This is a genomic window from Streptomyces sp. NPDC051963 (assembly GCF_044593495.1).
Taxonomy (GTDB): Bacteria; Actinomycetota; Actinomycetes; order Streptomycetales; family Streptomycetaceae; genus Streptomyces.
The window spans coordinates 68064-80667 of record NZ_JBIUCC010000012.1 but is presented as its reverse complement, the minus strand read 5'-3'; the positions used below and the strand labels follow the sequence as shown (position 1 = coordinate 80667).

The 12604-nt window shown below is 72.2% G+C and carries 9 protein-coding genes; all 9 read left to right on the top strand.

Annotated features, from left to right (window positions below):
• Positions 1–9 precede the first annotated feature (9 nt).
• Genes ACIHFB_RS40550 through ACIHFB_RS40510 form a run of 9 tightly spaced genes read left to right on the top strand, consistent with a single transcriptional unit; the run spans position 10 to position 12576 of the window.
• Positions 10–696 carry a hypothetical protein gene (locus ACIHFB_RS40550; RefSeq protein WP_400129507.1) on the top strand — a complete coding sequence of 229 codons (687 nt, stop codon included), beginning with the start codon at positions 10–12 and terminating at the stop codon, positions 694–696.
• A 1-nt stretch (position 697) separates the two neighbouring features.
• On the top strand, positions 698–1072 hold the full coding sequence (locus ACIHFB_RS40545; protein WP_365285045.1) for a hypothetical protein: 375 nt from the start codon (positions 698–700) through the stop codon (positions 1070–1072).
• Positions 1073–1115: 43 nt separating this feature from the next.
• Complete coding sequence (locus tag ACIHFB_RS40540; protein ID WP_365285167.1) at positions 1116–2207, top strand: hypothetical protein; 1092 nt, start codon at positions 1116–1118, stop codon at positions 2205–2207.
• Positions 2208–2244: 37 nt separating this feature from the next.
• Entirely contained in the window at positions 2245–2778 is a 534-nt protein-coding gene (locus ACIHFB_RS40535; RefSeq protein ID WP_365285047.1) for a phage baseplate assembly protein V, read from the top strand.
• Between the two features lie 19 nt (positions 2779–2797).
• Positions 2798–3142, top strand: a complete 345-nt coding sequence (locus ACIHFB_RS40530; RefSeq protein WP_400129506.1) for a hypothetical protein — start codon at positions 2798–2800, stop codon at positions 3140–3142.
• A complete protein-coding gene (locus ACIHFB_RS40525) occupies positions 3139–3522 on the top strand; it encodes a GPW/gp25 family protein (RefSeq protein ID WP_365285050.1) in 384 nt (127 codons plus the stop codon). The genes ACIHFB_RS40530 and ACIHFB_RS40525 overlap by 4 nt, the downstream gene beginning before the upstream one ends.
• Positions 3519–6626 (top strand): putative baseplate assembly protein, encoded by a 3108-nt coding sequence (locus ACIHFB_RS40520; RefSeq protein ID WP_400129505.1) that lies wholly within the window; start codon positions 3519–3521, stop codon positions 6624–6626. The genes ACIHFB_RS40525 and ACIHFB_RS40520 overlap by 4 nt, the downstream gene beginning before the upstream one ends.
• Positions 6623–10417: a putative baseplate assembly protein gene (locus ACIHFB_RS40515; protein ID WP_400129504.1), complete on the top strand. Its 3795-nt coding sequence runs from the start codon at positions 6623–6625 to the stop codon at positions 10415–10417. Before ACIHFB_RS40520 ends, ACIHFB_RS40515 begins: the two co-directional genes overlap by 4 nt.
• Entirely contained in the window at positions 10417–12576 is a 2160-nt protein-coding gene (locus tag ACIHFB_RS40510; protein WP_400129503.1) for a hypothetical protein, read from the top strand. The genes ACIHFB_RS40515 and ACIHFB_RS40510 overlap by 1 nt, the downstream gene beginning before the upstream one ends.
• Positions 12577–12604 lie beyond the last annotated feature (28 nt).

Here is a 12604-nt window from a genome sequence, read left to right as displayed (position 1 = left end):
GGAGTGCCCATGACCCGCTACGCAGACATCCCCAAACCCATCCGCTCCGGCATAGTCGTAGTAAACCCCGACACCGGCGCCCCCCAACGCATCATCATCCTCCAGTTCAACCCCGACACCCTGGAGCGCTCCCTCGCCCCCCAGTCCGCCGGCGGCCAGAACGCCGAAGGCGGCGGTGCCGGCGGCGGCGACCGGAACGAGGCCCTGCGGCTGAAGGGCCCCGCTGAGGAGACCTGGAAGTTCACCGCCGAGATCGACGCCACCGATCAGCTGGAGATCGCCGCGCCCGACGGGATTCACCCCCAACTGGCCACGCTCGAAATGCTCGTGCACCCGACCACCGCCCAACTCCGGGACGCGGCCAAGCAGACGCAGAAGGGGACCATCGAGATCACGCCGATCGAGATGCCGCTCACCCTTTTCACGTGGGGGAGCAAGCGGGTGCTGCCGGTGCGGCTGACCGAGCTGTCGATCAATGAGTCGGCGTTCGACGTCAATCTCAATCCGATCAGGGCGAGCCTCAGCATCGGGCTGAAGGTGCTCAGTGTGAGCGACCTGCCGGCCGGGCACCGCGGTGCCGACCTGTACATGGCGCATCTCGCGCAGAAGGAGCGGCTCGCCGCCTCCGCCCGCGGGGGCAGTCTCGGCGCGCTCGGGCTGAGTGGACGCGGTACCGCCATCTTGGGAAGGGGCTGACATGGCCGGCACGGACGGCATCCAGCCGTACGAGAGCGCCCTGGACGCGATACCCGGGGCCCATCCCTACCCCCGCAACAGCCGGTATCACGACGCCGAGATCGGGGTGCACACCGACGAGGACGGGACCGAAGTGCGGTACACCAAGCGGCGGTTGCTGCCTCCGCTCGATGCGCAGGAGACCGAGGCGCACGTCGTCGGCGACGGTGAGCGGCCCGATCTCCTCGGGCAGCGGTACTTCGGGGACCCCGGCCAGTGGTGGCAGATCGCCGACGCCAATCCCACACTCGATCCACGCGAGTTGACCGACGAGCCGGGGCGGATCGTCGACGTACCGCTGCCGGGTGGCTTCCCGCAGGGGGGCCGGCGTGCCTGAGGAGATACCCGTCGGGGCGGGGCCCGTCCACATGACCCTGCACATGGGCCCCAAGCTCGCCCGGCCCGTGCCGGCCGAGGTCATGGAGGCCCTGCTCTCCGCGCAGATCACCGTCACGGCGGGGGAGCGCAGCGGGTTCCAGATGGCCTTCGATCTCACCAAGCGAGGGGTCATACAGAGGAACCTGCTGCCCGATGGGTTCTTCGATCCCAAGACCCGCGTCATCGTCAGCGTGAGTGTGCGCGGCACCCCGCAGGTGCTGTTCGACGGGCTGATCGTCCGGCAGGAGGTCGGCGCCAGCAACCGGCCGGGGCAGACCACGCTCACCGTGACCGGCGAGGACCTCACCCTGCTGATGGACCTGGAGGAGCGCACCGACCGCTACCCCAACCTCGCGCCCTCGCGCCGCGTCTTCGCCATCCTCGGCCGCTACCGCGACTACGGCATCCTGCCCGACGTCAAGGACGAGCAGATCCTCCAGCCCCCGCACGAACAACTGCGGGTCCACTACCAGACCCAGACGGATCTCCAGTACGTGACCGAACTCGCCCAGGCGAACGGCTACGTCTTCTATCTCGAGCCGGGGCCCACGCCTGGTCAGTCCTCCGCCTACTGGGGTCCCGAGGTCCGGCTCGGCACCCGCCAGCACGCCCTCAACGTCAACATGGACGCCAACTCGACGGTCGACCAGCTGACGTTCGCCTACGACGGGACCGCCCGCGAGGAGCCCCAGGCGCGTTGGCAGAACCCGGAGAACCGGCACGCCACGCTGCTCGGCCAGCCGTCGATCAGCCCGTTGCGGCCACCGCTCGGCCGGCGCCCCACGCCGGCGCTGAAGCGCAGGACCCTGGCCGGCACCGCCAAGCAGCAGATCCAGCAGGCGCAGGCCGAACTGCTGGCCCGGGCCGCCACCTCTGCCGACGTCATCACGGGCTCCGGCTCCCTCGACGTCACCCGGCGCGGCTATCTGCTGCACCCGCGCAGCCTCGTCGGCGTCCGCGGCTCGGGGCCGATGTACGACGGCGACTACTACGTCAAGTCCGTGACGCACACGCTGCGTCCGGGTTCGTTCACCCAGAACTTCACGCTCTCCAGGGAGGGCCTCGTCGCGAGCGGCGACACCGTACGGCCGTGACGGCGGCACCACCTCACAAAAACAGGAGCAGGTCAGCATGGCGGCACCGAACAACCGGTACCTGGGCAAGTTCCGGGGCCGGGTGATCGACAACAACGATCCGCTGGGCATCGGGCGGATCACGGTCCAGGTCCCCGATGTGCTCGGCGACGAGCCCTCCACCTGGGCGCTGCCCTGTCTGCCGTTCACCGGCCAGGAGGCGGGGCAGGTCGTGGTGCCGCAGCAGGACGCCGGTGTGTGGGTCGAGTTCGAGCAGGGCGACCCCAGCTTCCCGATCTGGACGGGCTGTTGGTACGGGGAGCGCGGCGAGCTTCCGCCCGACGCCCAGCGGGAGCTGGCGCGGCCGTCCGCGCTGAAGCCGGTCGTCGTGCAGACCCAGCTGGCGCACAAGATCGTGATGAACGACGTGGCGGGGCCCGACGAGGGGATCCTGCTCCAGGCCAAGGGCGGGGCGTACATCCGGATCACCGCGGAGGCCATCGTCATCGCCTCCGGGCCGGCCCGGATCACCCTCAAGGACGGAAAAGTCACCGTCAACGAAGGTCAGTTGACCGTGGAATCGAAGCGTTAGGAACGGGGGAACGACGAACGTGTCCGGGACTTCCGGGAACCTGATCGGCGCCGACGCCGTGATCAGTTGCCCGCACGGGGGGCGCGTCACCGCGGCCCACGCACCGTCGTCGGCGGTGCGGATCGGCGATCGCGCGGTCGCCACCACCGCAGACACCTACACAGTGGTCGGCTGCACCCACATCGTGAACGGCATCCCGCAGCCATGCGTGTCCGTGCGCTTCACGGCATCCGACAGCGGCGTCACCGTCGCGGGTGTCCCCGTGCTGCTCGACACCTCCGCGGGCCAGTGCTTCAGCGCCGCCCTGGTGCCGCAGGGGCCGGCCGTGGTCACGTCCGCGCAGCGGGGGGTGTCCGTCGGATGAGGAAGCCACAGCCCCGCAGCGACATCGCGTTCCCCTTCCGTGCAGACCGCCGGGGACGTACCGCACACGCCCGCCACGGCGAACACGTCCACGACCTGATCGAGCAACTGCTGTTCACCAGCCCCGGCGAGCGCGTCATGCGCCCCGACTTCGGCTGCGGACTCCTCGACCTGGTCTTCGCCCCGAACAGCCCCGAGCTGATGAGCACCCTCGAACTCTCCGTCCAGGCCTCGCTCCAGCGCTGGCTCGGTGACCTCATCGAGGTGGAGGCCCTCGACGTGGTCAGCGAGGACCACGTCGTCCGCGTGTATCTGTCGTACGCCCTCCGCTCCGACGGCACCCGGCGCGACGACGTCTTCGAAGGGAGGGCCGCCGCATGACGAGCACGACCGCACCCAGGCGGGCCAAGGTGAGAGCCGCCCAGCTCAACGGAGTCGACGCCGTCGAGGTCAGCGACGACGGACTGCTGCTCACCGTCACCTTCCTCGGCAAGGCCCCGCACGGCCTCTGCCCGGAGAACGTCCGTATCGACGGCGGCCGCCGCGTCACCGGCCTCGCCGACATCACAGTCGTCGACGTCAGCGTCGAACGCGAGGAGGACCCGGAGCTCGACGACCGGCTCTACGTCACTCTCGACCGGGCCGGCGACACCTCCCGCTACCGGCTCTCCCTCGTGGAGGCCGACCCCTACGGACGGCCCGGCACCGAGCCGTACCGCGGCTTCGACCAGCGCTACCACACGGCCTCCTTCTCCTTCCGGCCCGACTGCCCGACTCCCTTCGACTGCAAGGAAGACGGCGAGGAGACCCCGGACTTCCCGGACGCGCCCGTCGTCGACTACACGGCCCGCGACTACGACACCATCCGCAAGCTGCTTCTCGACCGGCTGGCGCTCACCACGCCCGACTGGGTCGAGCGCAACCCCGCCGACCTCGGCATGACCCTCGTCGAGCTGCTCGCCTACACCGGCGACCAGATCAGCTACCAGCAGGACGCGGTGGCCACCGAGGCCTACCTGGACACCGCACGTCGCCGGGTCTCCGTACGACGGCACGTCCGCCTCATCGACTACGCGATGCACGACGGCTGCGCGGCTCGCGCGTACGTCGCCGTGGAGACCGCCGGCGACCACACGCTCACCCCGGGCACGTACCGCTTCGCCTCCGTCGACGTCCGCACCCTCGACCCCCACGACCGCCCCGAACCCGGCACGGTCATCGGCGAGATCGACCTCGGCGACCTCGACGAGCGCGGCTCGTTGGAGGTCTTCGAACCGGTCGTCACCGCCGACCCGCTTGAGCTGCGGGTCGCGCACAACGCGATCCGCCTGTGGAGCTGGGGCGGCGAGGTGTGCACCCTGCCCAAGGGCGCCACGTCGGCCACGCTGAGGGACGAGTGGCAGGACCCGGAGACCTGCCGGGACCGCCGACTCGACCTGACGCCCGGTGACCTGCTCGTCCTGGAGGAATTGAAGGGCCCGCGCACCGGCACCCCCGGCGACGCCGACCCCGCCCACCGTCAGGCCGTACGCCTGACCTCCGTCACCCCGGGCGTCGACCGCATCGAGGACCAGCCGGTCCTGGAGGTCACCTGGGCCGCCGAGGACGCCCTGCGCTTCCCGCTCTGCCTCACCACGCGCGGCGGCTGCGACTGCCTGCCCGTCGAGGATGTGAGCCTGGCCCGCGGCAACGTCGTCCTCGTCGATCACGGGCGCTCGCAGGCCGGACTCCCCGAGACGGTCACCGTTCCTCAGGAGCCCGCCGTGGTTGCCACGTGCGACCCTCCCGCGTTCGGCTGCCACGACCGAGACGAGGGCAACGCACCCGCGCGGCTCATCAACTCCCTCGCGGACAAGGCGGAGAACGGCGAAGCACTCACGCCCGACGACGTCCGTGAGCTGTTCGAGGTGGTCGGCGAGCCCGCGACCGTACGCGCCGGACTCGGCCTGGAGCGGGCCGGGCAGCGGCACGAGCGTGTCGTCCCGGGCACCGCGTACGGCCAGGCCGCCGCCCTGCGCACGCTGCTCGCCCAGTCCGTCTACCCGGGGATCCGGCCCCGCTTCCGGCCCGTTCTCGGCCGTACGCCCGTCACGCAGGCCGTCCCGTTCCCCGACCCGCGGACCGTGTCCGCCGGTCAGGCCGAGCGGATCGCGGCCATCCCCGGGCGGGTAAGGCAACGGCTCGTCGAGCTGTGGCGCAGCGCCCGGGACCGCGACGGACTCGGCGACGAGGAGATCGCCGAACTCGCCGTCGTCTTCGGCCTGAAGATCCTCGAACGCCTGGAACTCCGTCTGCATCCGGTCCGCGCCCTGCGCGAACTCCTGCACCGCAGCGACCAGTTGCTCGACGCCAAGCTCCAGCGGGTCGAGATCCTCACCGCGCGGGCCCGCGCGGGCAGCGTCCTCGACGGCCACATCGCGTGGGAGATCGCGCACAGTTGGGGCCCGTCCTACGCGGCCGGACTCCACCCCGACGAGCCGGTGCTCCGCGGCTCCGCGACCGCCGGGCTCGCACAGGATCCGCGCCGTGCGCTGCCCGCCGTACGAGCCCACGAGGGCGACGACCGGGTGTGGGAGCCGCGCCGCGACCTGCTCGACAGCAGCTCCCGCGACCGGCACTTCGTCGGCGAGCTGGAGGACGACGGCCGGATCGCGCTGCGCTTCGGCGACGGGCGGCACGGGGCGAAGCCCACGCCGGGCTCGCGCCTCGCCCTGCGCTACCGGCTCGGCGGCGGCATCGCGGGCAACGTCGGCGCGGAAGCCATCAACCACCTGGTCGTCCAGGACGACTGCGACCCGCCACCGGCCGCCGTCGTCCGCAACCCGCTGCCCGCCACCGGCGGCACGGAACCCGAACCCGTCGAGCAGGTACGCCAGTTGGCCCCGCTCGACCTGCGCCGCACCCGGCTGCGCGCGGTCACCGCGGACGACTACGCGGCCCTCGCCTCCGCCGTGCCCGGCGTGCAGCGCGCCGCCGCCGAGATCCGCTGGACCGGCAGCCTCCAGGAGGCCCACATCGCGATCGACGCGTACGGCACCGGCGCCCCGGCACCGGAGCTGCTCGCCTCGGTCGAGCAGGCCCTGGAGGCGTACCGGCGCATCGGCCACGACCTCGTCGTCGGCCCGGCCCGCCTGGTGCCGCTCGACATCGCGCTGACCGTCTGCGCCAAGCCCGGTCACCAGCACGGGCAGATCCTGGCCGAGCTGTACCGGGTGCTGGGCAGGGGCCGCAACGGCTTCTTCCACCCCGACGCGCATCGCTTTGGCGAACCCGTCCGGCTCAGCCGTCTGGTCGCCGTGGCGGCCGCGGTGCCGGGCGTGGAGAGCGTCCGAGTCACCCGGCTGCGGCGGCTGTTCGAACAGGACCGAGGAGAGAGGGAGGACGGCGTGCTGCGGCTCGGCCCGCTGGAGATCGCCACCTGCGACAACGACCCGGACCGGCCGGAGAACGGCCTGCTGGCGATATCCCTGGGAGGTGCCCGATGAGCGCGGTCCCCGACGAGTGCACCTGCGGCGGCGCCTGCCGCGGCGGCCACGACGAACGCCTCGCGCCCGCCCCGCTCCACAACCCGCCCGGCCGCACCGCGCTGGACTACCGCGTCGGCGAGTACGGCTCCTTCCTGGCCGCCCTGCTCGACCGGCTCGCCTCACCCGCGTACCCGGCACTCAACAGCCTCACGGTCCGCACCCCCGACGACCCGGCGATCGGCCTGCTCGACGCCACCGCCGTCCTGGGCGACCTGCTCACCTTCCACTCCGAGCGGATCGCCGACGAGGCATACCTGCGCACCGCGAACGAGCACCGCTCGCTGGTCCTGCTCGGGCGGCTCGTCGGCCACCGGCCCCGCCCCGGCGTCGCGGCCACGACCCACGTCGCCTACACCCTTGACCGCGACCCGCGCGCCGAGACCCTGCCGGTGACCGTCCCGCGCGGCGCACGCAGCCACAGCGTGCCGGCGTCCGCCGACGAGCAGTCCCAGACGTTCGAGACCAGCCGTGATCTGACGGCCCGTTGGGACTGGAACGAGCTGAAGGTACGTCGGCGGCGGCCGTCCCCGGTGACCCCGGCGGATCTGGAGCGCCGCTCCGAGCTGTTCGTCGAGGGCACGGCGAACTCTCTTCAGACCGGCGATCAGCTGCTTTTCGTCTTCGGTGAACAGGCCGGCGGCGAACGGAAGTTGCTTCCCGTCGCGAAGACGAGGGTCGACCGGGACGACGAGATCACCGCGATCTCCCTGCCCAAGTCGGCCCCGCCGACGCTGAAGGAACTCGTCGACGAGGTACGGCGCTGGACCGCCGAGCCCGCGACTCCGGGCGAGCCGGGCGACGAGCCGCCCACACCGGAGCTGCCCAACCCACGTCCGGTCAGCCGCCTGATCGAGGACTTCGAGGATCAGGTCCTCGCCCCGCTGCGGTCGGATCTCGACGCCGTGAAGACGCCGGAGCAGCTCGCGGCACGGCTGGTCGAGCCCGTGGCCCGGCTGGGCGAGGCACAGGTGTTGGCGACGCCTTATGAGGATGTGGCGGAGTGGTTTGCCCAGCTGGAGGCGGTGCTCGCGGAACTTGCGAAGCGAGCGTCGGAGTTGGCACCGGCGCAGACGGTTGAGTCAGGTGGTCAGTCGTCTGCCGCGCCGTCGGGGCTGGTCGCGCAGTTCCCCGCGCCCCTGAAGAAGGGCGATTCGCGCACCGCCGCTCTTGAAGCACTGGGCGCTGTGCTTCCCGCCCTGCGTGCCTCAAGCCCTGCCCCGTCCGGCGGCACCGGCCGTCAGCGCCCCGGCGGTGACACCGCCCGGCTGCTCTCCGCCCTCAACCCCGGTCTCGGGAGTCTCTACCCCGCCTGGCGTACGGCCGCCGCCCCCACCAACCCCCAGCTCCTGCGCGAGCTGCTCGCGATGCGTGTCACCACGGCGCCCTTCGGTGCCACGGCCCCGCTCAAGCCGGTCCAGGACGACCGGGGCCGGGTGATCCGCACGGCGGACTGGCCGCTCACCGGCGCCGCTCTCACCAGCATGCGCGTCGTCTACGACACGGCGGGCAAGGTGCCGGTCCGGGCGGAGTTCCAGTACGTCGAGGGCAGCAGCTCCGACCAGCGCGCCGAGAACCTGCCCGTGCCGCAGTTCATCACCTTCCCGCTGGGCACCGGCCAGGTCGAGCTGTCCGTCCGGGCGGCCCAGGACCGCGACCTGAACTGGCTCAGCCGGCGGCCCGCCGACTCCCAGGAGCCCGGCGTCACCGTCCGTCTGCACGCGGGACTGCCCGAGCGCACCCTGTTCGTGTCGCGGCCCGACGACGACGGCCTGGTCCATGTGGGCATCCACAACGGCACGGCCCAGGAGATCGCCCTGCGGCCGGGCGACAGCGAGCAGTTCACGCACGGCGAGTACGAGGTCGGCGTCCGCTACACCGTGGGCAGCGCCGAGCCCAACGTCGAGGTGGTCATCGCCAGCAAGCCGCAGCCCGTCAGCCGCAGCGTGCTGCAACTCGACACCGTGCACACCGGCATCACCGTCGGCAGCTGGGTCGCCGTCCAGCGCCCCGCGAAGGGCGCCCAGAGCGGCATCCCCGGCGACGCCAGGCTGGCGTTCGTCACCACACAGGTGACCGCCGTGCGCACGGCCGCGTACACGAACTACGGCATCACCGGCCGGGGCACGGAACTCACCCTCGCCGACCCCTGGCTGGACGAGTTCGACGTGCTGCTCTCGCACATCCGCGACACCACCGTGCACGCGGCGGGCGAGCCCCTGCGGCTGGCGGACGAGCCCCTTGCGGAGGACGTGTACGGCAACGAGATCGAACTCGCCGAGCTGTACGACGGGTTGAGGCCCGGGCGCACGCTGATCGTCAGCGGCGAGCGCAGCGACATCCCGGGCGTGGCCGGGGTCGCCGCCACCGAGGTCGTCACGATCGCCGCCGCCGACCCCGCCGTCGACCCCCAACTGCCCGGCGACCATGTCCACACCGCGCTCACCCTCACCGCCGACCTGGCCCACCGCTACCGGCGGGAGACGGTCCGTATCCTCGGCAACGTCGTCGAGGTCACCCACGGCGAGAGCCGCGAGGAGGCGATCGGCAGCGGCGACTCGGACCGCGTCAACCAGACGTTCGCGCTCTGGCAGTCCCCGCTCACCTGGCTCGCCGACGACAACCCCCTCGGCGCCACCCCGGTGCTGGAGATCCGCATCGACGGCGTGCTCTGGCACGAGGTCGACAGCCTTGCCGGACGCGGCCCGCGCGAGCGCGTCTACATCACCGGCAGCACGGCCGACGGCCGGACGACCGTCACGTTCGGCGACGGCATCCACGGCGCCCGGCTGCCCAGCGGCCATGAGAACGTCCGCGCCCGCTACCGCTTCGGCACCGGCAGGGCCGCCAACGTCGCCGCCGACCGGATCACCCAGCCCCTCACCCGGCCGCTCGGCGTCACCGCGGTCACCAACCCCCGCCCGGCGACGGGCGGTTCGGACGCGGACGGCCCCGGCCTGACCCGCCGTACGATCCCCCTCGCCGTCTCCTCCCTGGACCGCCTGGTGTCCACGGCGGACTACGAGGACTTCGCCCGCTCGCGCGCCGGCATCGGGCGGGCCGCGGCCCGTGAACTCTTCGACGGGCGGCGACGCGTCGTGCACGTGACCGTTGCGGGGACGGACGACGTGCCGCTCGGCGAGGAGACCCTCCGGCCGCTGCGCGCCGCCCTCACCGCATACGGCGACCTGGGCCTCCCGGTCCGGGTGGACGTCCGCGAGCCGGTCCTCCTGGTCGTCGCCGCCAAGGTCAAGGTGGCCCGCGACCACGCCTGGGAGTTCGTCGAGCCGCGGCTGCGCCAGGCACTGCTGCGCCGACTCGGCTACGAGGGACGGGAGTTGGGGCAGCCCGCCCGGCTCTCCGACATCCTGGCCACGGCCCACACCGTGCCCGGCGTCGACTACGTGGACGTCGACGTCTTCACCGGGATCCCCGCGTCCGCCACCCCGGACCGGCTCACCGAGCTGCTCACCCGCCCCGGCGCACCGAGGACGAGCGTGTCCGCACACCCGGCGACGTACGACGAGGCGGTCCACACCGTCCGCGCCGACGACGGCGAGACCCTGAGCGCCATAGCGGCCCGCTACGGCATTTCCCTCGCCGAACTCCTGCGCCTCAACCCCGACATCACCGACACCCGGCGCCTGCCGAAGGGCCGGTCGGTGTTCGTCTTCCGCGGTATCCGCCCGGCCCAGCTCGCACTGCTGTCGCCGCGTGCCGCGGACACCCTGATCCTGACGGAGGTCAAGTGATGTCCCCGGACGTGGAGTTGGAGACGGCGGCCCCGGCGACGTCTCGGGAGCCGGACGGGCTCGCCGCGCTGCTGCCCCGCTGGCACCTGCTGCGTGACGCCGAGGAGGGCGAGGCGCTGCGTGCGCTGCTCGCGGTCGTCGCCGAGCAGCTGGACCGCGTCCGCGACGGCGTCCAGCAGGGCTACGAGGACCTGTTCGTGGAGACCGCGGCGCCCTGGGTGCTGCCGTACCTCGGCGATCTCGTCGGCTACCGCACCCTGCCGGGCTACGAGCGCGTCCTCACCACCGGTCTGCACGAGGGCGGCCGGGCGGCGCTCGCCGAAGCCGTCGCCCCGCGCCGCGACGTGGCCGCGACGGTCGCCAACCGCCGCCGCAAGGGCACCCTCCACCTCCTGGAGGAGCTGTCCGAGCAGATCACCGGCTGGCCCGCCCGCGCCGTCGAGCTGTCCCGCCTGGTCGCCCACCATCAGCCCGTAAAGCTGTACGGAGGCGCCGAGCGCACCGTGCGGGGTCGCGCCGTCGACCTGCGGAACTCCTCCGAACTCGCCCTCGCGGGCGGCCCGTTCACGACGACGGCCCGCACGGTCGACGTCCGGAACGCGAACTCCCGCCACCGTCAGGGCGGTTGGACCCCGGCCGGTGTCGCACTGTTCGTGTGGCGGCTCAAGGCGTACTCGCTGACGTCGTCCCCGGCGTACTGCATCGACCGCGCCCGCAACCTCTACACCTTCTCGATCCTCGGCAACGACAGCCCCCTGGTCACCAAGCCGGTCCCGGAGCCGTCGCCCACGCACATCGCGGCGGTCGACAACGTGCCCGCCTTCATCACCCGCCGTATGCTCCACGACCGGCTCGCCGACTACTACGGCCCCGGCAAGAGCTTCGTCATCCGGCGCGACGGCGAGGACAAGCCCGTACCGCCGCAGGACATCGTCGTCACCGACCTCTCCGAGTGGCGCTACCGGCCCAAGCGCGGACAGGTGGCCGTCGACCCCGAACTCGGCCGGATCGCGTTCGGCGCACGGTCCGCGCCCCGGCAGGGCGTCTGGGTCGACCACCACTACGCGTTCGGCGCCGACATGGGCGGCGGGGAGTACGAGCGGGACAGGGAGCCGCGCCCCGACGCGGAGACGTACCGGGTCGGCCCCGGACAGCCGTACCGGCAGATCATGGACGCCTACCGGGCCTGGCAGAACGACCGCCGGGCGGACCGTACCGGCCCCGAAGGCATCATCGAGATCACGCACAGCGGCGCCTACCAGGAGCAGCTGGACTTCGACCTCGACCCCGGCGACCGCCTCGAACTGCGGGCCGCCGAAGGCACCCGGCCCGTGATCCGCCTGCTCGACTGGTACAGCAACCGCCCCGACGCCCTCAACATCCGTGCGGTGTCCGAGGACTGCGCCCCGCACGAGCGGCCGCGCATCGTCCTCGACGGGCTGCTCGTCGCCGGCCGCGGCATCAACGTCACCGGACCGATGGGCGCCGTCGTCGTACGCCACTCCACGCTCGTGCCGGGCTGGTCCCTGGAGCCGGAGTGCGAGCCGCACTCGCCCGAGGAGCCCAGCGTCGTCCTGGAACGCACCACCGCCTGCCTCCAGATCGAGCACAGCATCCTCGGCACCATCGAGGTCATCGGCGACGAGGTCACGGAGGAACCCCTCGACATCCATCTCCGCGACAGCATCCTCGACGCCACCGGCGACGACCGCGAGGCCCTGTCCGCCCCGGACTGCCGCCACGCCCACGCCGTGCTGCATCTGCACCGCACCACCGTCATCGGCGAGATCCACACCCACGCGGTGCAGATCGCCGAGAACTCGATCTTCACGGGCAAGCTCCATGTGGCCCGGCGCGGCATCGGCTGTCTGCGGTACTCCTACGTCCCCACCGGCTCGCGCACCCCGCGAAGGCACCGGTGCCGGCCCGATCTCACCCCGGGCGTACGGCCGTTGTTCGCCGCCGTGCGCTACGGAACGCCCTGGTACGGGCAGTTGGCCGACCGCTGCCCCGAAGAGATCCGGCGCGGATCCGACGACGGCGCCGAAATGGGCGCCTTCCACGACCTGTACCGGCCGCAGCGCGAGGACGGCCTGCGCGCGCGGCTGGAGGAGTACACGCCCGCGGGCACGGACGCCGGGATCTTCTTCGTGACATGAGCAGTGCCGCCGTAAGCCCTACCCGCAC

Excerpts from the sequence above, each read along its gene's own strand:
- ACIHFB_RS40550 (WP_400129507.1), top strand. The coding sequence starts at position 10 with ATGACCCGCTACGCAGACATCCCCAAACCCATCCGCTCCGGCATAGTC.
- ACIHFB_RS40545 (WP_365285045.1), top strand. The coding sequence starts at position 698 with ATGGCCGGCACGGACGGCATCCAGCCGTACGAGAGCGCCCTGGACGCG.
- ACIHFB_RS40540 (WP_365285167.1), top strand. The coding sequence starts at position 1,116 with ATGGGCCCCAAGCTCGCCCGGCCCGTGCCGGCCGAGGTCATGGAGGCC.
- ACIHFB_RS40535 (WP_365285047.1), top strand. The coding sequence starts at position 2,245 with ATGGCGGCACCGAACAACCGGTACCTGGGCAAGTTCCGGGGCCGGGTG.
- ACIHFB_RS40525 (WP_365285050.1), top strand. The coding sequence starts at position 3,139 with ATGAGGAAGCCACAGCCCCGCAGCGACATCGCGTTCCCCTTCCGTGCA.
- ACIHFB_RS40520 (WP_400129505.1), top strand. The coding sequence starts at position 3,519 with ATGACGAGCACGACCGCACCCAGGCGGGCCAAGGTGAGAGCCGCCCAG.
- ACIHFB_RS40515 (WP_400129504.1), top strand. The coding sequence starts at position 6,623 with ATGAGCGCGGTCCCCGACGAGTGCACCTGCGGCGGCGCCTGCCGCGGC.
- ACIHFB_RS40510 (WP_400129503.1), top strand. The coding sequence starts at position 10,417 with ATGTCCCCGGACGTGGAGTTGGAGACGGCGGCCCCGGCGACGTCTCGG.